The 24,898-nt window shown below is 40.8% G+C and carries 24 protein-coding genes; 12 read left to right on the top strand and 12 right to left on the bottom strand.

Annotation, left to right across the window (positions count from 1 at the left end):
- Positions 1 to 7: 7 nt before the first annotated feature.
- The gene (locus OCU78_RS15775; RefSeq protein ID WP_137372180.1) at positions 8 to 337 is read right to left on the bottom strand and encodes a 4a-hydroxytetrahydrobiopterin dehydratase; all 330 of its coding nucleotides are present in this window, start codon (positions 335 to 337) and stop codon (positions 8 to 10) included.
- Positions 327 to 1,121, bottom strand: coding sequence for a phenylalanine 4-monooxygenase (gene phhA / locus OCU78_RS15770; protein WP_137372179.1), 795 nt, complete (start codon positions 1,119 to 1,121; stop codon positions 327 to 329). The genes OCU78_RS15775 and phhA overlap by 11 nt, the downstream gene beginning before the upstream one ends.
- Positions 1,122 to 1,363: 242 nt before the next feature.
- Here phhA and OCU78_RS15765 point away from each other — a divergent pair, with 242 nt between their 5' ends.
- Both OCU78_RS15765 and OCU78_RS15760 read left to right on the top strand, forming a co-directional pair.
- A complete protein-coding gene (locus OCU78_RS15765) occupies positions 1,364 to 3,445 on the top strand; it encodes an acetoacetate--CoA ligase (RefSeq protein ID WP_137372178.1) in 2,082 nt (693 codons plus the stop codon).
- A 219-nt stretch (positions 3,446 to 3,664) separates the two neighbouring features.
- Positions 3,665 to 4,594 (top strand): LysR family transcriptional regulator, encoded by a 930-nt coding sequence (locus OCU78_RS15760; protein ID WP_137372177.1) that lies wholly within the window; start codon positions 3,665 to 3,667, stop codon positions 4,592 to 4,594.
- A gap of 30 nt (positions 4,595 to 4,624) precedes the next feature.
- On the opposite strand, the gene OCU78_RS15755 is transcribed toward OCU78_RS15760, so the two are convergent.
- From OCU78_RS15755 to OCU78_RS15745, 3 genes are all read right to left on the bottom strand, one after another.
- Positions 4,625 to 5,515, bottom strand: coding sequence for a YjjW family glycine radical enzyme activase (locus OCU78_RS15755; protein WP_137372176.1), 891 nt, complete (start codon positions 5,513 to 5,515; stop codon positions 4,625 to 4,627).
- Positions 5,516 to 5,567: 52 nt separating this feature from the next.
- The gene (locus OCU78_RS15750) at positions 5,568 to 7,133 is read right to left on the bottom strand and encodes a YjjI family glycine radical enzyme (RefSeq protein WP_137372175.1); all 1,566 of its coding nucleotides are present in this window, start codon (positions 7,131 to 7,133) and stop codon (positions 5,568 to 5,570) included.
- Positions 7,134 to 7,332: 199 nt separating this feature from the next.
- On the bottom strand, positions 7,333 to 7,932 hold the full coding sequence (locus OCU78_RS15745) for a class I SAM-dependent DNA methyltransferase (RefSeq protein WP_137372282.1): 600 nt from the start codon (positions 7,930 to 7,932) through the stop codon (positions 7,333 to 7,335).
- Between the two features lie 161 nt (positions 7,933 to 8,093).
- Here OCU78_RS15745 and OCU78_RS15740 point away from each other — a divergent pair, with 161 nt between their 5' ends.
- Together OCU78_RS15740 and OCU78_RS15735 are read left to right on the top strand one after the other, a co-directional pair.
- A complete protein-coding gene (locus OCU78_RS15740) occupies positions 8,094 to 8,972 on the top strand; it encodes a LysR family transcriptional regulator (RefSeq protein ID WP_137372174.1) in 879 nt (292 codons plus the stop codon).
- Positions 8,973 to 9,150: 178 nt separating this feature from the next.
- Complete coding sequence (locus OCU78_RS15735; protein ID WP_137372173.1) at positions 9,151 to 10,047, top strand: cation diffusion facilitator family transporter; 897 nt, start codon at positions 9,151 to 9,153, stop codon at positions 10,045 to 10,047.
- A gap of 114 nt (positions 10,048 to 10,161) precedes the next feature.
- Here the strand turns inward: OCU78_RS15735 and yddG are convergent, their stop codons facing one another.
- Entirely contained in the window at positions 10,162 to 11,091 is a 930-nt protein-coding gene (yddG, locus tag OCU78_RS15730) for an aromatic amino acid DMT transporter YddG (protein ID WP_137372172.1), read from the bottom strand.
- Positions 11,092 to 11,236: 145 nt separating this feature from the next.
- On the opposite strand from yddG, the gene OCU78_RS15725 reads away from it, so the two are divergent.
- Positions 11,237 to 13,399 carry a sensor domain-containing diguanylate cyclase gene (locus tag OCU78_RS15725; RefSeq protein WP_137372171.1) on the top strand — a complete coding sequence of 721 codons (2,163 nt, stop codon included), beginning with the start codon at positions 11,237 to 11,239 and terminating at the stop codon, positions 13,397 to 13,399.
- A gap of 105 nt (positions 13,400 to 13,504) precedes the next feature.
- On the opposite strand, the gene yjjG is transcribed toward OCU78_RS15725, so the two are convergent.
- A complete protein-coding gene (yjjG, locus tag OCU78_RS15720) occupies positions 13,505 to 14,182 on the bottom strand; it encodes a pyrimidine 5'-nucleotidase (protein ID WP_137372170.1) in 678 nt (225 codons plus the stop codon).
- A 248-nt stretch (positions 14,183 to 14,430) separates the two neighbouring features.
- Between yjjG and OCU78_RS15715 the strand changes: the two genes are divergently transcribed.
- Positions 14,431 to 14,574, top strand: coding sequence for a hypothetical protein (locus tag OCU78_RS15715; protein ID WP_167493987.1), 144 nt, complete (start codon positions 14,431 to 14,433; stop codon positions 14,572 to 14,574).
- Positions 14,575 to 14,843: 269 nt separating this feature from the next.
- Positions 14,844 to 15,992 (top strand): L-threonine dehydrogenase, encoded by a 1,149-nt coding sequence (gene yiaY, locus OCU78_RS15710; RefSeq protein ID WP_137372169.1) that lies wholly within the window; start codon positions 14,844 to 14,846, stop codon positions 15,990 to 15,992.
- Positions 15,993 to 16,090: 98 nt separating this feature from the next.
- Here the strand turns inward: yiaY and OCU78_RS15705 are convergent, their stop codons facing one another.
- Entirely contained in the window at positions 16,091 to 16,618 is a 528-nt protein-coding gene (locus OCU78_RS15705; RefSeq protein ID WP_137372168.1) for a DUF1294 domain-containing protein, read from the bottom strand.
- A gap of 154 nt (positions 16,619 to 16,772) precedes the next feature.
- A complete protein-coding gene (locus OCU78_RS15700; RefSeq protein ID WP_137372281.1) occupies positions 16,773 to 17,396 on the bottom strand; it encodes an HD domain-containing protein in 624 nt (207 codons plus the stop codon).
- 163 nt (positions 17,397 to 17,559) lie between these two features.
- On the opposite strand from OCU78_RS15700, the gene OCU78_RS15695 reads away from it, so the two are divergent.
- The gene (locus tag OCU78_RS15695) at positions 17,560 to 18,198 is read left to right on the top strand and encodes a DUF2057 family protein (protein WP_137372167.1); all 639 of its coding nucleotides are present in this window, start codon (positions 17,560 to 17,562) and stop codon (positions 18,196 to 18,198) included.
- A gap of 88 nt (positions 18,199 to 18,286) precedes the next feature.
- Here the strand turns inward: OCU78_RS15695 and OCU78_RS15690 are convergent, their stop codons facing one another.
- A complete protein-coding gene (locus OCU78_RS15690) occupies positions 18,287 to 18,721 on the bottom strand; it encodes a YccF domain-containing protein (RefSeq protein ID WP_137372166.1) in 435 nt (144 codons plus the stop codon).
- A gap of 228 nt (positions 18,722 to 18,949) precedes the next feature.
- Between OCU78_RS15690 and OCU78_RS15685 the strand changes: the two genes are divergently transcribed.
- Positions 18,950 to 19,075 carry a hypothetical protein gene (locus OCU78_RS15685; protein WP_257217071.1) on the top strand — a complete coding sequence of 42 codons (126 nt, stop codon included), beginning with the start codon at positions 18,950 to 18,952 and terminating at the stop codon, positions 19,073 to 19,075.
- A 128-nt stretch (positions 19,076 to 19,203) separates the two neighbouring features.
- On the opposite strand, the gene OCU78_RS15680 is transcribed toward OCU78_RS15685, so the two are convergent.
- A complete protein-coding gene (locus OCU78_RS15680; RefSeq protein WP_137372165.1) occupies positions 19,204 to 20,283 on the bottom strand; it encodes a threonine aldolase family protein in 1,080 nt (359 codons plus the stop codon).
- A 100-nt stretch (positions 20,284 to 20,383) separates the two neighbouring features.
- Here OCU78_RS15680 and OCU78_RS15675 point away from each other — a divergent pair, with 100 nt between their 5' ends.
- The 3 genes from OCU78_RS15675 to OCU78_RS15665 all read left to right on the top strand — a co-directional run bounded on the left by OCU78_RS15675 (position 20,384) and on the right by OCU78_RS15665 (position 23,628).
- The gene (locus OCU78_RS15675) at positions 20,384 to 20,992 is read left to right on the top strand and encodes an HAD family hydrolase (RefSeq protein WP_137372164.1); all 609 of its coding nucleotides are present in this window, start codon (positions 20,384 to 20,386) and stop codon (positions 20,990 to 20,992) included.
- 99 nt (positions 20,993 to 21,091) lie between these two features.
- Positions 21,092 to 21,712, top strand: a complete 621-nt coding sequence (locus tag OCU78_RS15670; protein WP_137372163.1) for an NAD(P)H-dependent oxidoreductase — start codon at positions 21,092 to 21,094, stop codon at positions 21,710 to 21,712.
- Entirely contained in the window at positions 21,709 to 23,628 is a 1,920-nt protein-coding gene (locus OCU78_RS15665; RefSeq protein WP_137372162.1) for a monovalent cation:proton antiporter-2 (CPA2) family protein, read from the top strand. Before OCU78_RS15670 ends, OCU78_RS15665 begins: the two co-directional genes overlap by 4 nt.
- A 226-nt stretch (positions 23,629 to 23,854) precedes the next feature.
- Here OCU78_RS15665 and OCU78_RS15660 read toward each other — a convergent pair whose 3' ends face one another.
- Positions 23,855 to 24,856, bottom strand: coding sequence for a helix-turn-helix domain-containing protein (locus OCU78_RS15660; protein WP_137372161.1), 1,002 nt, complete (start codon positions 24,854 to 24,856; stop codon positions 23,855 to 23,857).
- Between the last annotated feature and the right edge of the window lie 42 nt (positions 24,857 to 24,898).

Genomic DNA, 24,898 nt, shown 5'->3' with positions numbered 1-24,898 from the left:
AACAGTTCTAAGCCAACGAATCACACTTTGAGGCGCAAATAAAATCATTACGATGCAAACCTTTAATCGAATGGCTCCACCATATAACAGTGACTTGCCCCCACTCCAACAATATTGATGGGTGATGGAATTCGTCTTCAGCAAGTTCTGCGACTTTATTTGAAAATGCCCATGCTAGCTTGAAGTTTTTAAACTTATATACTTTTTCTAACTGCGGAATGCCTTCTCTTTCTAGCATTTCCCATCCAGTCAATTCTGTGAACAACAACCTGCGATCTTCAGCAGATAAAGCTTGAGCGTCTGTACTGCAGGCTTCGCAACGTAATTCATCCAGCATGTGTAACTTCCTTTCGTTCAAAAAGTGGTGTGAATAAGCCCAATTCCATAGCATTATGAACTTGCGCCATTAAATCCATTTGGCTCAATTGATAGAGCTCTTTAATATCACCTAACTCGAAATAGGTGGGTTGCATAATATCGATTCGGTAAGGTGTTCTTAATACGTTCTCTACATTAAATGGTTGATGCAGTTGTTCAGGGTTACCTAAAGCATAAATGGTTTCCCCAGGTGAAGAGAGTATTCCACCGCCGTAAATCTTGGTTTGTCCTTTTTCTTTTACTAAACCAAATTCAACCGTAAACCAATATAACCTTGCTAAATAAGCCCTTTCCTTGCTACTTGCTTTCTGCCCGAGTTGCCCGTATTTGTGAGTAAATGATGCAAAATCAGGGTGAGTCAGCATTGCGCAATGCCCGAAAACCTCATGGAAAAAATCAGGTTCTTGTAGATAATCAAACTCTTCCCTACTTCGTAAAAAAGTCGCTACAGGGAATTTTTTATTCGCCAATAAATCAAAAAATCGGTCGAAATTAATCAAAGCAGGTACAGGTTCAACACTCCAACCCGTTTCTCTTTGTAATACTGCATTAATTTCAGGTAACTGCGGTACCCTATCTATTGAAAGATTTAGCGTGTCTAAACCATCCAAATAGGCTTGGCAGGCTTTATCATTAACCTTGTCTAATTGGCGAACAACTAAATCATGCCAAATTCGATCTTCTTCCTTGCTCCAATCGACGATTCCAGCTTCATCAACAGGCTTGGAATGATATTGAGTCATCACCCCTTCTCCTTTGTAAAAATTGCCATTCAGTTAACAACCTATTTACATTAAGCCTACCCACTTGATGCTTCACTGCCAATAATACGAGTAAAATCAGCACGCCACCTTATGTAACAAATAATTTACATTTTCACTTTTTTACCTTATTAATCAACTGAATGTTTTATCGCCTATTTTTTGACAAGTGGCTCGTGTGCCACAAAAATAACTCAATGGAATTCGTAAAAAATGAGGGAACTATGTCGATCCAACAACCGATCTGGACACCAACAACAGAGCGCATTAAAAGCTCGAACATCCAGCGTTTTATTGAGCGAATCTGTCATCACCATGCAGACATCACTAATTTCACGCAACTTCATGATTGGTCAATAAAAAACGACGCTGTCTTTTGGGAAGAAATCTGGAATTTTTGCAATATAAAGGGTGCTCAAGGGCATGCTATCAAAGCCGCGGGTAAAGCTAAATGGCAGGAGTTTGTCGGCGCTAGAGACACTCAATGGTTTCCACAGGCAAAACTCAACTACGCAGAAAACCTGCTCGAATCCACAACTCAATACCCAAACGAATTAGCCGTCATTTTCTCGAATGAAAGGGGCGAAAACAGCTCAATCACCTGGCAACAGCTTTACGAACAAGTCTCTTCTGTACAGCAATGGTTACGCACTCAAGGTGTTAAAAAAGGTGACACTGTTGCTGGCTATTTACCGTACTTAACGGAAACGTTAATTGCTATGTTGGCAACAACAAGTCTTGGTGCGGTATGGACCTCAACATCGCCAGATTTCGGAGTTGAAAGTGTTGTAGAGCGCTTTAGCCAAGTTAAACCTAAAGTTCTATTCTATTGTGATGGCTATTCATTCAACGGTAAGCATCATTCTATGGCGAGTAAAAATCATCAAATATCCAATCGCTTACCCAGTTTAATTCGATGCGTAGAAGTTCAATATCAAGCAAGCCCAAATACCGAGTCGCTTTCAGGTTCAGGTTCAGGTTCAGGTTCAGGTTCAGGTTCAGGTTCAGGTTCAGGTAGCCTACCGGCACAACAACCAGATAAAAAAGTCACTTCTGATATAACGCCTCTTTTATGGAAAAAGATGGTCAGGTCTTTTGAGCCCACTAACATAGAATTTAAGCGTATTGGTTTTAATGAACCGTTATTCGTTCTTTACTCGTCAGGCACCACAGGAAAACCAAAGTGCATTGTCCACTCTGTTGGTGGTACCACACTTAATCACCTAAAAGAACATCAACTTCATAGTGATATCAAGCCTCAAGATCGCGTGTTTTATTACACAACCTGTGGTTGGATGATGTGGAACTGGCACGTTTCAGCTTTAGCAAGCGGTGCCACCCTTGTCATTTATGATGGCAGCCCAATGTACCCATCACCCAGTGTTTTATGGGAGTTAGCCGAACAGCAGCAAGTAACGCTATTCGGCACATCCGCGAAATACTTAGAAGCACTACAAAAAGCGCATTACATTCCCACTTCAGCTCATAACCTACATCATCTAAAAACCCTTTGTTCCACCGGTTCTGTTCTGTACCCAGAGCAGTTTGATTTTGTTTATCAAAACATCAAACGTGATCTGCATTTGGCTTCGATTTCAGGAGGGACAGATATCTGTGGCTGTTTTGTCTTAGGAAACCCCATCAGCCCAGTTTTCAGAGGAGAGTGCCAAAGCAGTGCTCTAGGCTTAGATATTCAGGCAATTGATGAACAAGGCAGCCCACTTAGTAATCAGAGAGGTGAACTAGCATGCTTAAACAGTTTTCCAAATCAGCCCATCGGATTTTGGGGAGATAATGGCGAAAAATATCATGCTAGCTATTGGGATAAGTTTGAAGGAATTTGGCACCATGGAGATGATGTTTTACCAACTAAAAATCAAGGCATGATCTTTTTTGGTCGCAGCGACACCACTTTAAACCCAGGCGGAGTAAGGATTGGCACTGGAGAAATTTATCAGCAAGTTAATGCGATGGACGAAATCGTCGATTCAATCGCGGTAGGATTACAGCAAGACACAGATGAAGTGATCGTACTATTTGTCCAAACCACTGGAAAACAAAAACTCACCGACGAACTTGTCAACACTATCAAAACCCTGCTTCGAAAGCGCTGTTCACCAAGGCATGTACCAAGGCTTGTTCTCCCGCTGTCTGATATACCGAAAACTAAATCGGGCAAACTTGTCGAACTAGCCGTAAAACAGATCATTCATGGTCAGACGGTCAAAAACATAGGGGCAATTGCTAACCCAACCGCCCTAGATGAAGTGCAGCGAGTCTTTGAACAAACGGTATCTCTGACTTAACAAGGCAAGACAAGACATGTCATCAAGCAAGGAAGAACAAGAGTAAAGCTATAGACTTTATTGCTTGGTACCTTTAAGCCTTATTAACTGCTATTCAAGAAAAGTAGTCAAAGCCGTTTTGCTGAAATATAAACAGCTATTTTATAATTTATGTGCCCAATTTAATTTGGGCACACGTATAATGCACCCACTACAAAAATAATCACCTTTGAGCCTTCAATGGATTACCTACACCTTTCTCGTATCAGTTTAAAGCACCTCACTGCTTTGCATATAATGCTTAATACTCATAGCGTCACTCAAACTGCAGAACAGCTTTGTGTTAGTCCATCAAGTGTGAGTAAAACGCTTTCTCAACTTCGTGAAATCTTGAGTGACGACTTATTTTACCGAGATGGCACCAAGCTCATTCCAACGCCCTTCGCCATCAAAATAGCCCCGACTATCCATGCTATTCTTTCTAGTATGAATGGGCTTTTACACCAGCAGAATTTTTGCCCCTCTGAATACAAAGGCAGTTTTTCACTTTCCATGCGTGAAAGTACTTTTGAAGTGTTTGCTTCAACGATTAGTCATATCACAACCGAGCTAGCGCCCAGCGCCACGCTTAACATTTATTCAAAACAGCAACTGGGGTTTGATGCTCTATTAAGCGGGAAAGTGAATTGTATTCTTTTGCCTCACGATATTTCACAACCCCCAACCGAAAACAAAGATCTTATCTGGAAGACAATTTGTGAAGATGAAATGATTTGTTTGATGAACGCTACCCATCCACTCGCAGATAAACCTTTGACCATAGATGGATACCTGAACCATAAGCATATTGGGATCTTAGAAAACGAGCTGACACAGCCATACTTTGAGCAAAATTTAGTGCAGCAGTACAAGCCACGAGATATTGCGATTAATGTAGCGGATTTTGGAGCAGCTGCGGTGCTTTGCCACCACACCCCATTCTTGTTTACCTGCTCAAAAGCTTGGTCAAACAGCGCCCTGCAAGCCAAAGGGCTGATCAGTAAGCCTTTGCCGTTCGATTACGGGAAAGTTGCGTACAGCCTTGTATGGAACAAACCTAATATGAACGACCCTGCAATTAAGTGGCTATGTGAGCAATTTTTAGTGTCGTGTAATAAGGCTAGTTCATGATTTAAGCATGCTTAGATCGAAAAACAACAATTACGTATACACATCAGGAGTGAGCATAGGTCGCTGAACAATAAGATGCAGCTTATCGTGGAAAGTTTCCATTTGTTCTCGGCTGCATTTTGACCACTGCAAAGCTTGCCCTACTACACCGTGGTGCTGAAATGCATTTAAACGAATTTGAACCGAGCTAGACAGAGCTTTTAGATATTGCCCGACTTGTTCCACTTCTGAGTCTAAATCGCTCTTGTTTGGAATATGTAGTAACCGCACTTCGTGTAATTTGTTTGTCTCGTTCAAAAAACGAATTGTTTCAAAGACCCGGTGATTCCCTCGTCCAACAAGCCATTGATGGGTCTCTTCTTGCCAGGATTTTAGGTCAATCATCGCCCCATCTAGGTAAGGCAAGACTCTTTCCCACCCCGAAATAGGCAATGAGCCATTACTATCAATAAAGCAAGTCAAATGAGCGAGCTGCGGGTCTTCTTTGATCTCTCTAAACAGCTCGATAATAAAGGGCAACTGTAGAGTAGCTTCCCCACCCGAGATAGTAATGCCACTTAAAAAGAACTGATTTTTTTGTATTTCAGCCATCACATCAGACACTGTCATTGTTGTAATCTTCGGGCTGGATTTATGGCTGCAAATATCAATACATTGATCGCAATGAGTGCATGCTGCCACGTTCCAAATGACTTTACCTGAGGCGTCTTTTTGCAACGCATTACTTGGGCATGCTGATACGCAATCACCGCAGTGGTTACAGTGATTAATAGTGTGGGGATTGTGGCATGTGATGCAATCAAAGTTACATCCTTGAAGGAAAAGGACCAGCCTGTTGCCAGGCCCGTCAACACAAGAAAAGGTCAGCACACGGCTGACCTTCGCTTGTTTTTCTGTCTTATTATTATAAACCCTAGCCATGAGTTGTTAGATCAGAAATTGGTTAAACGTATTCACTGGAAATACCTTTTATTTATTCGTAAACGGGTGACACTTCTAAACTGGCGACACGAGGTTTTCTTTCTAGGATACCGGTATTTTTAGCGGCTTCTGCTCCCAAGAAAGTCGTATTTGTTCGAGAACCTTCATCATCAAATTTTGCAATGTCAGACAGCTTGACCATATAGCCCGTCACACGGACTAAATCATTAGATGCAACATTCGCGGTAAATTCACGGTAACCAGCTTGAATCGCACCTTTACACAAGTTAAACATCGCTTCGGGGTTTGATTTAACGGTTTCATCAATAGTTAAGATGTCACTGATGCCTGAAGTATAAAATTTATGATGCCCAGCAGTTGCACGAACATAAGAGACGGGATCAGGTTCTGTCCCATAAGGGATTCTCACGCCCGGTGTCACTTCTTTATCTAAACTGATACCGCCTTGAGCATGCAGTAAAGCCTTTCCAGCTAAGCCATACTTCACATCTGACATTTCAACAATCTCAGCAAGCTTTTCTGAAATGCGATGACCTAACTGATTCGATTCATCATCCAAGCCATAAGCGCCCTGCTTGGCTTCTTTGTCTAGCAAAATATTCACCGCTTCTGCCATGCCATATATACCAAACATAGGCGCAAAACGGCTTTCTTCAATAAGCCCTTCTTTAGCTAAAAAGCCTTCGAAGAAATGAGAGTCTTCATGTAAGAAAGTACATCGCGCATCCATGAGTTCAACCATGATACGGCTATATGCAGGTAAAACCTGATTAAGAAAATCAACTCTATCGGCTGATTTGAGAGCAACTTCTTTCAAGTTCATACGAACTAAAGTGTTAGAACCCCCGGCAAGAGGCAGAGAATTGTAGCAACTTACAATGCCAAATTTCTTATCACCGTACGCTTTAGCATGAAGCGGATAATTGGCAATGTGAGGCTTACTGCATTCACAAATGTTTGAAGTCGCTTGGCGCAGCAAATCATCAGGTGTAATTGCTGGGTCATACATGAAAGTTAAATTAGGAGCAATTTTCTTCAGCTCAGCATCGACACGTAGGATAGTTCGACAAACAATATTGTCGGCTGGGCCAATATTCACATGCATAAATGCATCTGGCAGCGTTCTATCCAGCATTATCCAAAACAGCTTCAATTTTTGATAAATTTGTTCATCGGTTAAATCACCGACAAATGGCATCAAAACGTCATCGAGTTGACCTAAATAAACTGGAATAGACGTTACCGATGGCACATGGTGATAAATGATGGTCAGCATGTTCAATGCTTCATCAAAATTGGTCGCCGCACTAAGTTCTAAATACTCTGAGCCTTGATACAAGTATTTGGAATAATCCGGTAAGACATAGCGCGGCTTAAATGGGGCATGGCCTTCAAACATGTCGCACAACACACCTTCATCTAAAGCTGATTTCACCTCATCACTCACCTCAACATAGGGTAAGCTTGCTTCAGCTTCCAACGCTAGATAGCTCGATTTCTGTTTTGGAGACAAACTCATATCAGAAATAATATCGCTGAATCGTTGTTGCTGTTTAGTAAGAGTAGAAAGCGGTGCAGCAGAAGATTGTTGACTCATGAATAAACCCTTTTACCTAGAAAGAGATACGTTATGGGCTTATTTTAGGTGGTGAAATGCCTTTCCACTAATGAAATAAAACAAAGGGTACATTTCCATAATGGAAACATACCCTTTGTGGTAATATATTTATCAATATCTATCAGGTGAGCGTATGTTGAGAACTTTCAGAGCCTACTATCACGCACTCATCATATTGTCATAAATTGGGTAATGAAGACTTTTTACCGACACCCATTAATACCGAGAAAGTACCTTTAGGTGTATCAATTGAAAATGGTGTAGACACTACAACAGAAGAAAAGCCAGCCGCTAATAATACGCTTTCAGAGCGCTCTATCGTCAAACCAAACTCTTCATCATCACTTTCAACACACCAATCCCAGTGGATAAATGAACCGTCTTCTTCAAGTAATGTGTAAATTAAACTTACGGTATCTTGCAAGTTCGGAACAAAGCCACACACTGAAGAAGCGACAACTACATCGAATTGATGTCTAAATGCAGGGTGCTGAGCGGCTAAACCTCGAGAAAGATAATCCACGACAGGCTCAACATTCTCTAGCTCTTTTTTATCCAGTTCTTCAATCATTGCTTCAGAGATATCCATCGCGATGATCTCTTTTGCTAAAGGGGATACTTTTTGGCTGAGTAACCCAGTACCACAACCAAAATCAAGAACACGAGTTCCCTCTAGATCAACCAACTGCGTGAGCTGTTCAAAAACTGATTGTGCGAACACGCCTGTTGTTTGGTCTTTTTCCCAATTAGGTGCGTATTCGTCCCATTCATTCGCCATCATGGCCTCCATCGTTACTTCTTGTAGATTCGGAACTTCATCAGAGTAAACTAAATCCATCAATTCGTCATAGACTTATCACTCAATGATGGACTAATTCTAAGATAGTCAGCACAATATTCGTATTATGTCTCACGAACTCAATCCCACTCGGAAGTGAAATGAACCTCTCTCAAATTCAAGCATTCTGTTCAATAGCCGATTTAGGCTCAGTTTCAGAAGCTGCTCGCCAGCTAGAATGTAACCGAACCAAGTTAAGCATGTCGATCAAAGCACTTGAAAAAGACTTAGACGTTGAGTTGTTTATTCGAAGTGGTAACCACGTAGAATTATCCGAGGCGGGTAAAGCCATCTATAAAGATTGTGAGGGCATGCTTGCTATTGCAGCTCGAATCAAGCAAACATGTTCACAAGCTTCTGCCGAATTTAATGCGGAGATTTGGATAGCCAGAGATGACTCCCTCCCTGATGAAATGTGGCAAGATTTGTCTCACACACTAAACAGCCGTTACCCTTCAACTTCATTTAACTTTGTACTGGCTTCTAGCGGTGATCTCGCCAACCTCGTTGAAACTCAACAAGTCGATTTCGCTTTCGGAGTCGACTACGAACGAGTTGATGACCCAAAAATGATCTATAACCCACTAGGTAAGATTCGCATGATGTCGGTGTGCAATAAAGAACACCCTCTCAGTGCTATGCGCCGAGTTTCGGACGAAGATCTGCGAAATGCTATGCAAGCCACTATGGTGTATTTGAACGAGAAAGATAACCCAGAGTTGGAACCGTTTTCACGTCGCTACATCGGCTTTTCTAGCTTTGATTACATGCTAGATACCATTCTTCGTGATGATGCATGGGGCGTATTACCTGAACCTTTAATTCGCCACCTTCTTCGCCAACAAAAACTGGCGGTGATCAAACATACCTACGGTCTTGATCAAGAAGATTACTGCATGTTTATTGCAGCAGGTATGACAGAACACCCGGGGATGAGTTGGCTTGCAGATAAACTCAGCGATTACTTATTTGACTTCTAGATTGGACATAAATCAGTCACAGTCAAATATATTGACAGGTAAAATAATCACTAACACATTGAAATTATTAAAATAAGAATAAATATCAATTCTTTAACCTATCTAACACACAGATAAAGTTTGTAAAACCACGCTGTTCTGAGAACAATGAAGTTATCAAGAGCATCAGGAAAACATCATGTGTGACAGGAAAAGCCAAAACGAAAACCGTGTCTTAATCTTCTCAGCCCTTTTAGCTTCTGGCTTTGCTGGCGGTGGGTTGATATTAGGGTTAATGGTTGGCTCTCTGGTCATAGTATTTGATGGTGTCTATTCATTAATCAGTTTACTGTTAACTTTATTGTCACTAGCTGCTTCTCGCTATATTAATCGCCCTTCACAATCTGAATTCCCTTTCGGTAAAGCAATTATTGAACCTATAGTCATCGCGATTAAAGCCATTGTGATTTTACTGGTTGTCGGCTATTCGCTCTACTCGGCAATAGAAGCATTATTTACAGGTGGCCGTGAAGTGGACGCTTCAATCGCAACCTTGTTCGGAGTAGTAAACGTTATTGGCTGCAGCTATGCATGGTGGTATATCGCACGTAAGAGTCGCCACTTTTCTTCAGGCCTCATTGAAGCTGAATCTAAACAATGGCAGATGGATACACTATTAAGCGTTGCAGTAACGGCTGGTTTTGTAATGGCTTGGGGGATGACATGGTCACCACTTGCTGGGTATGCAGTTTATGCTGACCCAATGATGATGTTGTTGATGTCTTTTTACTTCATCAAAGTTCCATTCAACATGCTGAAAGAAGCCATGCGTGAATTGTTAATGATGTCTGCGACACAAGAGATTTGTGACAAAGTAGACCAAAACGTGAATGCAGTAGATAAAGAAGCGGACCAAGGTTTAGAACTCACTGGCGTTACAAAAGTCGGGCAAGAGCTTCGTATCAATGTGGATGTTCACTCTGATAACTCCCATACCATTGCAGTCGATGATTTAGAACGCACTCGACGCAAATTAAAGCGCAGATTATCTAAACTCCCGTATGAGCTGCAATTAAACTTGAACATCGCGAGTTAATATAATCTTTATTGCGAGATAATCAGCATCGCAAGCTAATACACCTTTATAGATGCCTTCTGCTATGTAATCACCATTGAATCGGTATCAACATAGTAGAAGGTCATTCGATAGCTAACCTTCTACTTTTTCAATTTGACCAACAGCTTCGCTGGATCCCGCTTTCTCTCTCGTTACCCACCAGCAGGCTATCGAACCGATTGTCACCATCACCACACCCTGCCAAAAAGTGGTACTCAACGTTAGTCCCAAAATCAGAGACGAAAACAGGGTCGAAAAAATTGGAGTGAAATAAGACATCGTTGCCAATAGCACCATGTTCCCACCTAGAATCGCCATATTCCAAAGAGCGTATCCCGCTCCCATCACAACGCCCGCTAAGAACAAATCAAGACTTGCCCCTAGAGTGTATGTCATGCCAGTTTCATTACTTAATGCGTATTGAATCCATAAAGTCACAGCCGTGGCAATAAAGAATAAAGTGATCGCATTTTCACCATTGGCTACTTTTTGTGTGTAGTTGCAGTAAATTGCCCAAATTATCGCACCGAAAAACGCCATGGAATAAGTCACAGGGTTTGTCGCAATATTCGCGCTAATCTGACTGACCGATAAACCTTGATCGCCACTAATGCTCCATGCCACACCGAAAAAGGCAAGCACGATACTAGGATAGACTAAAAGGTTGGTTTTCTTCTTACTCAGAATAACAGCGACTAATACGGTCATCGCTGGCCATAAGTAATTAATAACCGCCATTTCAATAGCCTGGTGACGGCTATTTGCCATGCCTAATGCCAGTGATAAGAAGATTTCGTAACAAACGAATAGTGCACCACCAATCAATAGGTATGACTTTGAAAACTTCGACAGTTTAGGAATACCCATAATAAGTACGAGCAGAATTGAACTCACAGTATAAAGCGAGGCAGCACCACCAATGGGACCTAACTGTTCAGAGACGCTACGTGAAAGCGCCATTAAGCAACTCCATAGTAAAATTGCTATACAGCCATATAAGCTATACCGATGAGTATGTAACATAAACTTCCTTTCCTAAGTAAAACCACTGCAATAGGTTATTAATTCAGATGATGATACCGAGCTGATTACAAATTGATACATTTTACTTTAAAGACTTAACAATACTTCGTACAATATAAAGACTTAACTTTAGGTATCTGTCTCCATGAATTATGCAAAGAGCTTTACTCACTATTTGGATGTTCGATTAATTAATGTAATCGAAGCTCCTAGCCCAAATGATATTATGATCATTAGGCAAGAGATCGAAGACGCTGCTATTCGTTTAGACGAAACCATTCCAAGTGCCGTTAAATTCTTTATTCATGGCTTCTTGATGCTTAAGCAAGGTCGACTTCAAGAGTCACTTGTGCAATTAGCTGAGGCAAAACACAAGTCTGCCGCATCTCCATCTATCGCGCTCAAATACTATATTGATTATGGTGTCGGTATTGCTCTGGTTCGCGCGGGTAATTACGCAGAAGCTATTGTAGCGCTGACTCAAGCGACTGAGTGCACCTACCTTGACAGCATAAAGTTAGCCGCTCGTATATACGGCAATCTTGGTTACATCTTTCTAGAAACGCATGATTACTCTAAAGCCCACTCTTACTGTGAACTATCTTGGGAAACTTGTGATCAAAACGAAAATATTGCGACGAAGCCTATCCTGACGAATTTAGCTTACAGCAATACTAAGTTAGGTAGATATGACATAGCAGAGCAGCAATTCGCCCAGTACCGTCAGCATTTAAGCCAAAATCCTAATTTACTTGGCAGTTTCTTCTATGGTAATGCCTACGGTGCACATCTTGAGATCTTAGGGGAAATTGATGAATCACTCGAACAATTCAAGGTGGCAATTGATAGTGCTGAAAAGTTAAATGACAACATTTACCTGCTAGATTCACTGCACGAATACTGCCGCTGTGCTTCTAAGCATCAACGCTTTGATGTCATACACTCGTATCTATCAAAAGCGATCTCGCTCGCTTATGAGTACGGAAGCGCAAACTTAATGCGAGACTTTGCAGAGATACTAAAAGCTGTGGGTCGTAGAACTGAAGACCTAGATCACCGCTGTGACATATACGAACACGCACTAGAATTACAATCTAAAGCAATTGTTATACATACAGAGAGTATTAATGAGTCGATTTCTCAATTATACCAACTGCATTCAGAACGACCAAAGCTGGAAGATGCCCAATCTCTAGCAAACAACCTAAAGCTAATTTCATCATTTGGTGAATACTTAGGGTCGCATAACAACCTGACAGATATGGCTTTTAGATTAAATAAAGATCTAGGTAAGATAATGAGCGTGGACTGCCTAGCTCTTGGGCTTTATAACGAAGAAAAAAAACAAATACAATACAACCAATTCATCGATTTAGGTCAGCTTCTCGACCCTTTTTCGATCAATTGTGAAGATGAATCAACCTTAAGTACTTATTGCATTAAGAATAAATCAACTTTCGTTCATGGGCACTTTTCACCCGCTATTTTACAAAACCTTCTGAGTGGAAAACCCACTGCTAACGCTTTTGTTGGCACAACAGAAGAAGATTACCCTTCGATAATGATGATCCCACTCACTCTAGATGACAAGATTTTGGGAATATTAACAATCCAAAGCCATCTTCGTCACGCTTACCAAGATTACCATGTGTCTTTAATTAAGCACCTTTGCTCTTATATCGCGGTTGATTTACAAAATAAACAGCACAAAAAACAGTTAGAAGAACAGAAAAAAGAACTCAATAATCTTGTCAATTTAGATCCTCTTACTGGTTTATATAACCGTGTTTCACTTGCATCCTCTATCAAGAATTTACAAGAGTGCGCAAGAACATCGAACCAGCTTGCTGTACTGCTGATTGATATCGACTATTACAAGCAATTTAATGATAGTTATGGTCATATTCGAGGAGATGAAGTACTGCTGGCTTTAGCTCACCTGCTACGCACTACGTTTTCAAGTGAAACATGTAAAGTTTTTCGATATGGAGGGGACGAGTTTTTGATTCTTACGGAGTGTTTAAAGCTTCAAGAAATAGAAAAGAAAATAAGTCAGCTTCAGGCTGAATTGCACAGCCTCAACATTGAACATAATTCTTCAAAATGTAGTGATCGAATTACTCTATCAATTGGCGGTGCAAGGTTTGAAAGTGACTTTAAAAACACCCTACTCGATTCAGAGTTAATTCAGCGAGCAGACGAGGCTCTATATAGCGTCAAAGCCAAGGGGAGAAACGGTGTTCTTATTAAAAAAATCACACCTAACTCAGCTAAAATGACTTCGCTACCTACCATTCCCTTTATTTAAAGGCTTGGGGATTTAAAGGGCAAGTTCAAGACCCACCCTCTTTCATCACTCAAACCAATAATTTATCTAATCGACCTCACACCCATAAATGTTTAGCCAGTTTAATCAGCTCTTCACCAGTAACTGTTGTAGTTCTTTTAAAGAAGAAACCTGATAGTGAGGCGTTACACCTTCTGGCGTTTCTTTTTGGTTTACATTCAGCCAACAAGTTTCAATGCCAAAATCAATACCGCCTAAAATATCGGAATGTGGATTATCTCCAACCATTAGCATTTTGGCTTTATCTGGTGAGCCAATCATCTTATGAGTGTGGTCAAAAATGCCAAAATCAGGCTTAGCAATACCTACTTCTTCTGAAATCACTACATGCTTAAAGTAGTCTGTCATCCCAGTGCGCTCTAAACGAATTGCCTGAAGCTCTGTAAAACCATTGGTTATGATGCCCATGTTTACTTTGCCGTGCAGCGCATTCATTAACTCTTTTGCTCCAGGTAACAATGTACAGATATCCGCCATCGCTTCTAAAAACGCACTGTTTAGTGTTGCAGTGGTGGTTTCAAGCTTTTCAGCCCAAGACACAAAACGGGTATGCTTCAATTCTTCTGCAGTAATACGACCGTCTTGATAATCAACCCACAAAGGCAAATTAACTTTTTGGTATTCAGCAAACTCTGATTTGCCAAACTCTATACCAAAGCGTGAAAACATCAGCGCCAAACCTCTAAAAGAGTCAAAGTGAAACAAGGTCTCATCCGCGTCAAAGAAAATCCAATCGTATTTCATAAATCATTCCTAATTTTTTGGCGCAACTCTAAACACATTTTCAAGATTCGTAAAACTAAATCGGATATGCACCACCTTTAGTTAAAGTTAATCATTGATGCTGTGATCTTGTTAGTAATTATGAAACATAATTGAGCTAGCCAAGAAAGCTATGATGCGCCGCAAAGCCTTCTTAATTTGAGCACACTACCATAGTGACAAGCACAAGTATTATCACTCAACTTTCTATTACTTATAGTGGAGGTTTTATGAAGCACTTCTTACCATCATCCGTCATGCTGACCCCTTTTTTAGTTAAATACTACGATGAAGAACCTGAAGGAAACTCAGAACTTTCATCTGATGAAGATCAAAACGAGAATAATGAAGTACTTGAGACCACTGATAAATAACTATTGAAAAGAATAAAGTAAACAATCGCCTGTACCTTAAATGGAGCTTTCGGACTGAATTGCTCCATTTATAATCAAATAAAACATACACACCTTATTTATACAAACATCACTTACTTCCATAAAAACGATTGCTATATGCGCGCAATCACAACCTGTACCTATAAAGTGTTAGTTATCTTTTAAAATTGCTTCAGATCAAGAATTCAAAGCCCTTAACTCGCCAATATGAACCCAACAAAAAATCATAATTAACTTGGAGTATTCCCATGGCGAGTGCATTTTATATCCCTACAGTAAACTTAATGGGCGCTGGTTGCCTGAAAGACGCAGCAGACAATATTCAGTCTCAAGGCTTCAAAAAGGGTCTTATCGTAACTGATAAAATTCTTAACCAAATCGGTGTTGTTAAACAAGTACAAGATTTACTTAGCGATCGCGATGTAGAAGCCGTTGTTTTTGATGGCACTCAACCAAACCCAACAATGAGCAACGTTCGTGACGGTCTACAGCTTTTAACAGACAATGACTGTGATTTCGTTATTTCTCTAGGCGGTGGTTCTCCGCACGACTGTGCAAAAGGTATCGCGCTTGTCGCTTCAAATGGTGGCAGCATTGCTGACTACGAAGGCGTAGACGTTTCTGAAAAACCAATGATGCCATTGATTGCTATCAATACAACAGCTGGTACTGCATCTGAAATGACTCGCTTCTGCATCATCACTGATGAAGATCGTCACATTAAAATGGCGATTGTAGATAAGCACACAACTCCGCTTGTTTCTGTAAACGATCCTGAGCTAATGCTAGCTAAGCCTGCATCTTTGACTGCTGCAACAGGTATGGATGCGTTAACACATGCGGTTGAAGCTTATGTATCAATTGCTGCTACACCAATTACAGACGCTGTAGCAATCAAAGCTATTGAGCTTGTTCAAGCACACTTAAGAACAGCAGTAAGCAACGGTGATGACATTGAAGCTCGTGAACAAATGGCTTATGCACAATTCATGGCTGGTATGGCATTCAACAATGCATCTTTAGGTTATGTTCACGCAATGGCTCACCAACTAGGAGGCTTCTACGACCTTCCGCACGGTGTTTGTAACGCAATTCTTCTTCCACACGTACAACGCTACAATGCGCAAGTTTGCCCTGAGCGTCTTGCTGATGTAGCTAAAGCTATGGGTGTTGATATTGAAGGTATGTCTCCAGAGAAAGGCGCAGAAGCAGCAATCGACGCGATTGTAGCATTAGCGAATGATGTAGGTATTCCTGCAGGTATTGCACAACTTGGCGCTAAGCTAGAAGATATCCCAACACTTTCTGATAACGCACTTAAAGATGCTTGTGGTTTCACTAACCCTAAACAAGCAACGCACGAAGAAATCTCAGCTATCTTCGAAGCAGCAATGTAATCACGCCTTAGGTTCTAGATACCTAAAGCCTGGCTAAACTAAAAAGCCCCGATTCATTCGGGGCTTTTCTATTCTTTAAATAAATCTTAACCACTACGCTAGGTCAATAATGAACCTAGAATAACCTCTAACTGTCTGCTTCCCGACTCGGTTAGTGTCCATACAAAAAATAAAAAATTCATTGCGGCAGTACACCAGAAAATGACGGCAAACGTTTTATCAGAATATTTATGGTTGAAAATACATTGCCCTAATAAAGCACCGGACCATCCACCAATTAACGATAACGCATGAAATAAAGTGTCATCAATTCGCCAAGTCTTATTCTTATTAGCAGAAGCATCGAAAGCATAAACAAAAAAGGTCACCGCACTAACCAGCAGGTAAAACAGCACCATTATTGCTGGGTAGTAAACAAGCCAGATACTCGCAAACAAAATACTAAAGAACCACACAGGTATCGCCATTGAATAATTCACCACCAAAGGGCGAGGTGGTAAAACTATTTCCTGCTTAGTTTGATCGATATTCACGGCATTAGTGAGACTTTGAGTCGCTTGATTCCGTTCTTCAAGTTCAGACTCAATGACGATGTCATGGCTCACTTGAACGTGTTGATGTTCCATTCCCTTCTAATCCCTTTTGCCGAGTTTACCTAGTCACATTGCTATGCTGCTCATCTTATTTCTGATGGCTTTTGATTTTATCGAGTAATTCTAGTTGCATATTTAAATATTCACCCGAATAAAACACAACTGACTTCACACTTTATCAATACAATTAGATTTCCGAGCTTAATTGTTCTAAATAGCTGCGCATGAACTCGGTTCTTTTCATCGCTTCCTTTCTACCCGCAGTTGTTTTCATAGTGTCGGCTAGCTTAAATAGCTTTGAATAAAAATGGTCAACCGTATAAGTTTTATCTTCAGGGAGTCTAAACTCACAAAATGGGTCATGCTCTGAATACAGTGTTGTGCCAAAAGTAGCGCTGACTTGGATACAACGCGCAATTCCAATAGCACCAAGGGCATCTAACCTATCAGCATCTTGTACAATTTCGGCTTCTAATGTCTGTGGTGTTACGTTTGCACTAAAACTATGAGTAATAATGGCGTGATGGATCGCCTCAAAATATTCCGTTGGATAGTTAATTTCACCAAGAAAACCAATGGCTTTATCTGCGGCTAGAAAAGCGCTGTTTTTCCTTTCTGGATGATCTTTAGGGTAAGTAAAACAATCATGAAGATAAGCAGCAGGTACTACAATTTCAGGTCTAGCCTTTTCTGCCTGGCATAACTCCATTGCGGATCTAACAACACGTAATACATGGTTAAGATCATGAGCAGCATCAGTCTGCATTGTTTGCTCTAAAAAAAATTCAAACTGATTTTCAAAGCTTTCCATGCGTTTTGTATCCAAGTCACTGCCCTCTTTTGAGTCATTTTTGACTTAGAACATGAATGTTTCGTTAAGATTTGGCAAGTATTTTTAAATCCCACTTTCATCACTTGAATTACATTTCTCCGCGTGAGATTGTAATTTCTCTGACCACAACAATTGTATGATTATGAAAACAATACAAAGCATCGCGTTACTTTCTACCATCATGGCGGCTCCAGCGGTATTCGCTGACGTAGAAATACAAGTCCCTTCAAGTGTTGATATTTTAGCGGTAAACGAAGCCAGCCCAGATCTCTCTGGTGGTCTTTTCTCTTCACATAAAACTTTGACCGTTCCTGATGGCAAAAACCAAATCGTTTTCCAATATCAACTGGCGTTTGATCAGGGAAATGAGCGAGAATTTATTGATAGCGATACTATCATTGCGACATTTGAAGCCAGTGACACGACACTAACTTTTGATCTGCCTGATTATCGTAATATCGACCAAGGCAAAGCAGGTATTAAGAACCTTGATTGGAACTTACTTGATGAAAACCAAAACGCAGTCGACCTTCGTCAAGACAAGCTAGTAAAAGGCGGGATGCAGATTGGTCGTAAGTTCCCTTTAGAAGCGGCTGATTACAACAAAAAAGGTGGGGTTGCGGCGTTAACAACCGCTTCAGTTGCAGTAGCTCAACCGGTGACATTACCGGCTAAGATCGATACTGATACCGCAAATACTACTGAAGAAATGCTTCACTTTTGGTACAGCAAAGCAGACGCTGAAACGAAGCAAAGATTCAAAGACTTCATTAATCAGTAACCAATAACCAATAATCCAATAATCCAGTTTATTGATTAGAAACTAAAGAGCCCTGCATCATGCAGGGCTCTGTTTATTCTGAACTTAGTTAGCCTTTGTAATTTCTCACACGTGCCGCTTCTGCTTCGTGCTTATCAACAACGGTTTTTCCAATCGGAGCGAGTGAAATAACCGCAAGCTTCAAATGCTGAATGGCAAATGGAATACCGATTATGGTAATGAAGCAAGCTACTGCTGAAGCAATATGACCAATCGCTAGCCAAATACCGGCAAACAAGAACCAAATAATATTACCAAGCATGCCAAAAGCACTGGTGCCAATATCAGTTTCGTTCGTTAGTTCATCGCGAGAAATCGCCTCTTGCCCAAATGGGAAGAAAGAAAAATTACCCATTACAAAACAAGCTCGTCCCCATGGAATTCCTACGATGGTTAAGAAAGCTAGAATTCCGAAGAACCACCAAGCCAATCCCATGAATACGCCACCAAATAAAAACCAAATAATATTACCGAGTGTTTTCACTCTGTCTCTCCAAAGAAATTAATCGATTAACTTCTACGACAATAGCCTATTTCATTGGTTCACTTCAAAATAATTATTAAGGCTTATTCGTTTATATAAAAAGGGATATAGCGCTTACACTTTATTTGATAGTATCCAAACCACAATGCTGCTGTTCGTCAATCACGTGTTCATTAGCGGCTCAATTTTCTATGTTCAGCTTTATATGACATGTAAGAGGTTAATTTGATGAGTGATAATAATCAGCCTAAAAAGCCAGTGAAAAACTGGGTTCCAATTGTCTTTTTCGGTGTACTAAGCACCGTGCCTGTATTTATGTTTTTGGTCGATGTTTATATTAACCAATACATGTAATTCCTAGGCTTTCCGCCGTTCAACAACCAATAAATTGAACACCAAAAAATAGAATGATTGCCCACAAAAAAGGAGAGCCAATGCTCTCCTGTTTATCGTCTAGTAGCTCTAGAGTCAGTTGCTATGGCTTAAGCTTCTAAAGCTAAAACTAATCCATCTAAGAATTCAATAAACTCATGATCGGGCATGTTCAATAACCTATCCCCCACATACCATTCTATTTTTGACTGATTTGCTAGTTCAGTAATACTAGGGTGCCCTATCCAGATGCTCTTTTCTGCGGCAAAATTATCTCTGATTTCCAGTGCTTTTTCGTAACTTACCGGTAAGTAAATGTGCAGCATATTTGCTTGCGGCTGTTCAGGATTCACCTTTAATTGGGGGTAATCATGAAGGATTTGGTAAATTTGCCTTGTACGCTCAAATAACTGCGGCATCATCTCAATTCTTTGATCAAATTGCATAGCAGCAGAAACGGCATAAGGCGTTCGGTGATATACATTACCTCCTTGTCTTTTCATCCATACTGAGGCTTTGCTTATCAGATCTTTATCTCCGAGAAGTAAAGAGCCTCCCATACCATTGAGACCTTTATATAAAGACACATAAGCACTATTAAAACCTTGTGCTATTTCTTTATATTCTTTTTGGAAAAAGGCGGCAGTCTCCCATAAACGAGCACCATCTAAATGCAGGTGAATAGATTGCTCTTTACAATATTGTTTGATCTCTTCGAGTTCTTGCCAAGTGGGAAGCTGACCACCAATTTCGCGCATAGGTAGCTCATACAATGCCGCAGATAAAGTATCCGGCCAGGCTTTTAGATCATTCACATTCCAAGTTCTAAATGCATCACCAATAGGCAACACTGAAAAACGATTTTGCAACTGGTAGCCCTGACGTTCATGTCGATAAATATGACAAGTCTCGTGCATCGCCACCAGCGGGTTATTCTTTTCCTTGCAGACTAACTCTAAAACGGTTGGCTGATTCATCGTGCCGGTAATCACAAATACACCAGCTTCAAAGCCGAGAAGATCCGCCACTTTTTGTTCAAACCCCTGTAAGAAAGGACCTTCACCATAAGTATCATGAGTAATATCGTTTTCTTCACACCATGCTGCCATCTGCGCAAACATCTCTGCGGGGCTAGGTTCATGGTGCCCTGAAATTGTGGTTGTGCACTGTAAACGCAAATCCTTACTCATAATTCGTTCCTTTCGTATTTTCAAATATTAATATGAAGACTCATACAGTCTATATAAATGCAGACTACACTTAAATCAATACGTTACCTGAGGAGATAATGTGGTGCCTATTCCACTCAATATAAAAAATATTAAAGCGGTTGTGTTTGATTTAGATAACACGCTTGTCAGCTCAAAAATAAACTTTCAAGGTCTAAGAGAGCAATTAAACTGCCCTGTGCATCAAGACATTTTGACCCACGCAGATAGCTTTGTTGAGGCTGCTGATAGGGAAAGCGCGCACAAGCTAATCTTAGATCATGAGCTTAGTGACGCTGAAAATTCGGTATCACTTTCAGGTTGTCATACCTTGCTTAATTATTTAGAAGATAAACACTTTCATACGGGTATCGTCACGCGTAATTGTGCTGAGGCTTCTAAATGCAAACTGGAGCACTGCAATATTACTGTTGAAGAAGTTATTTCTCGCGAGCAATACGCGCCGAAACCGTCCCCAGAAGCATTAACGGCTTTAGCTGACCTTTGGCAACTTCAACCGCATCAAGTCCTATATGTGGGTGACTATTTATACGATTTAGAAGCCGCAAACAATGCAAATATGCCCAGCTGTTTAATCACACATGGTGAAGTGAAGCCATTTGAAAACTTAGCGTCTCTTTCTGTTAATCAATTAGATGACCTATTAAGTTACATTCAACGATACGGCTAACAGATTGTTCTTAAAGAATGAATACTTTATTGTGTCAGTATACCTATGAGTCGATACATTAACCCTGCGTATTAATACGTGAAAGCCAAAAGAGGACTTATGACCCCAAAAAAAGTTTTGGTGCTATTTGCCCATCCTTCACAACATCGTTCTGAAGCAAATAAACCTTTATTTGATCAAGCAAGTTCAGTTGACGGCGTAACAGCGGTTGACCTATATGCTGAATACCCAACCTTCAGCATCAATATTGACCGAGAGCAAAAGCGCTTACTCGACCATGATGTCATCATTTTTCAATTCCCTCTTTACTGGTATTCAACTCCTGCCATTTTAAAAGAATGGCAAGATCTGGTCTTAGAATATGGCTTCGCCTACGGTACTGATGGTCATTCTCTTGAAGGAAAAACGATCTTTTGTAGCATCACTGCAGGCGGGAAAGAAGATGCATACCAAACAGACGGTTATAATCACTTTACGATTCGTGAATTGCTCCACCCGATAGAGCAAACCGCCTCTTTATGTGGCATGAATTACCTTGCCCCCTTTGCTCTGTTTGGTGCACGTACCGCATTAGAAGAAAACCGTATTAGTGAACACATAAATAATTATAAAACACTGCTCACTGCACTCGTCGAAGATCAAGTGGACTATAAAGAAGCAGGCAAAGCAGCCAAGCTCAACCACTATCTTAAAAACATCATGGTTGAGGACAAGCAATGACTGGATATTTTTTACAAGCGTTTATCTATCTAGCAGCTGCGGTTATTGCAGTGCCCATCGCTAAACGGCTTGGGTTAGGTTCTGTATTGGGTTACCTGATTGCAGGGGTTGTGATAGGACCCATTATTGGTTTAGTCGGTGAAGAAACCACAACAATTCAGCACTTTGCCGAGTTTGGCGTAGTGATGATGCTGTTTTTAGTCGGTCTAGAACTTGAGCCTAAGATGCTGTGGTCGATGAGGCACAGACTAATGGGTTTAGGTGGTTTACAAGTAGGTGGCACCATCGCGATTGTGATGGGCATTGCGCTCTTTTTCGAGCTGCCTTGGACTATCGCCCTGACTATTGGTTTAATTTTCGCTCTCTCTTCAACGGCTATTGTTTTACAAACCTTCAATGAGAAAGGCTTGAGTAAAACAGAAGGCGGACAAAATGCCTTCTCGGTACTGTTGTTCCAAGATATTGCCGTGATTCCAATGCTGGCTTTCATTCCCCTGTTAGCATTACCTGAGCTTGTTGAGCTAGCACAAAATGCCACTGCTAATGCAGCTGAACACCATGATGAGCTAAGCCTTGTTGCGGGTTTGCCTGGTTGGGCTTATGGCTTAGTCATCACGGCTTCTATTGCGATTGTTGTGGTTGGCGGGCATTTCCTTAGCCGCCCTTTATTCCGTTTTGTTGCCAGCTCAGGCCTTCGTGAAATCTTTACTGCGACTGCATTAATGCTGGTAATTGGTATCGCCGCATTAATGAGCCTTGTGGGTTTATCACCTGCATTAGGTACATTCTTGGCGGGTGTCGTACTTGCCAACAGTGAATTCCGCCATGAACTCGAATCAAACATCGATCCTTTCAAAGGTTTGCTACTAGGTTTGTTCTTCATTACCGTAGGCGCTGGTATTGATTTCGGCATTCTTTTCGATGACTTTGCTTTAATCATCGGTCTTACTATTGGTGTCATGGCACTTAAAGCCTTCGTCTTATTCACTTTAGCGTTGATCTTTAAAATTAAGAATAGTGACCGTTGGTTATTTACTCTTAGCCTAGCGCAAGCCGGTGAATTCGGTTTTGTACTATTAAGCTTCTCTGTACAAAACCATGTGCTGCCAAATGATATCGCTCAGACATTATCACTGGTTGTTGCGCTTTCAATGTTCCTGACCCCAGGTCTTTTCATCTTATTCGACAAAGTCATTTTGCCGCGCTATGAGCAAAACTCCAACGATCGTGAAGAAGACAAAATCGAAGAAAAAGGCACAGTGATTATCGCTGGCATTGGTCGCTTTGGTCAGATAGTGAACCGTTTATTAGTTTCTAATGGTGTTAACACTGTGGTATTGGATCACCAAGCAAACCAAGTTGATCTACTAAGACAAATTAATGTCAAATCATACTTTGGTGATGCTACTCGCCCTGACTTACTTCATACCGCAGGAATTGAAGAGGCTGCACTGTTTGTTGTAGCCATAGATAACCAAGACTCTAGCGTTGAACTTGTGAAATACGTTAAGCACACCTACCCACATGTAAAAATACTGGCTCGTGGTTTCGACCGAGGTCATAGCTACCGATTGAGATCAGCAGGTGCTGACTTTATAGAATCTGAAACCTATCACTCGGCACTTGAGGTAGGAGCAGAAGCTCTGAGGGCTTTAGGGCATCACCCATTTTTTGTCGAACAACAAAAATCAACTTATAAGAGAGTAGAGAGCCGTAAATCAGAGAGGCTTTATAAAGCTTGGGCAGCAGCAGCTGAAGATGAACGTTATGACAATAACTACCGTGATATTTTCATTCAACTAGAAGAAAGTATGAAAGCAGATATGCAAAAAGATCGTTCAGACAAACACTCTCGTTCTGAACGAGGTTGGACGCCACCACCGAAAGGCTATGCAGACAACTTCGAAGATGAATAACCTCTTTTAATCGATGATTAATGTTGAATAAACTAAAAGGCTGAACTTTATAAGTTCAGCCTTTTATGTGTCTCGTATTGCGTGTCTTAATTCGCCAGCGCCATAGTTCGCTTAACCTAGAACTCGTTTGCCCTAGAGCTATCTTTCCCTAGAGCTATCTTCACCTTATAGCCCTTTTCATTCTACGACTTGCTACGCTCCACACCTAACTACATTGTATGCCTAATTACACTTCACGATTCATTGATGCAACGGGCGGATAACCAAACGTTTTTTTAAACGCAATCGTAAAGTTAGATGGGTGCCTGTACCCTGCGTTGTATGCCGCTTCCGTGACACTCGCAACACCGCGCTCTAAATGCTGACGCGCAATATCTAGCCTTCTGCGACGTATATAACTCCGAACACTACACCCTAATGCTGCTTTGAATTTTCGCTGCAAGTTTGATTCACTCATCGCTGCGTATTTAGCTAATTCTTTCGCTGGTAATTCACGTTCTAAATTTGCCTCAATGTAAGTCACAAGAGAATCCAGTGCATGCCCATTTTTGTTACTACTGGATCGAGAATCGCCACTATTCGGTTCTTCTGATTCAGAGTATTTCAAATCATCACAATCACTAATTTGCGAAAAAATTTCTGATATAAGCTTTTGAGTCATCGACTCTAAATTGATTTTTCCGGTTATTTCTTTTGGATCACTGTTAAGAATAATCTCTGATGTCAGCTTCAATACTGGCTCGGTTAATTTCAGTTTGAAGTGCGCTAAATGCTGTGAAATAAACACCCCAACATTGGAGTCTGTCTGAGTTCGTTCTTCTACCCATTCAACCGGCAGAACAATATTGAGTTTAGTGACATGATTCCCCTTTTGGATAACTCGCCTAAAAGTTGCAGGCTTACTTAAGTTAACAACCACTCCAACAGGTTTATCCACTGCATCAAATACAAACCTAATGTCGTCATAGCTAAAATCAAGTTTCCCTTCCAATAAAATTACGAATATCAGCGCTTTCTTCGCAGTAGAGATCACTTGAAAATCCGTCAGTTCATCGGAGGTTCCACCATGCAGTGAAAAGCTGTTATTAACTTTGTAATTAATAAGTTCCCCCTCTAATAACTCCTCCTTCGACATAGGTGAATCAGACATTAATGTATGTCGATCTTTATGCTCTACCCAACGAATTAATGCACTCTTATTAAATGAAGATGGGAGCTTATTTACCATTTTAACCTGCCGATTTTACATAACAGTTTGGTTGGTGATCAT

This window comes from Vibrio gallaecicus (assembly GCF_024347495.1).
Lineage (GTDB): Bacteria > Pseudomonadota > Gammaproteobacteria > Enterobacterales > Vibrionaceae > Vibrio > Vibrio gallaecicus.
The sequence above is the reverse complement of the archived record's forward strand: the minus strand, read 5'-3'. Positions and strand labels throughout refer to the sequence as shown.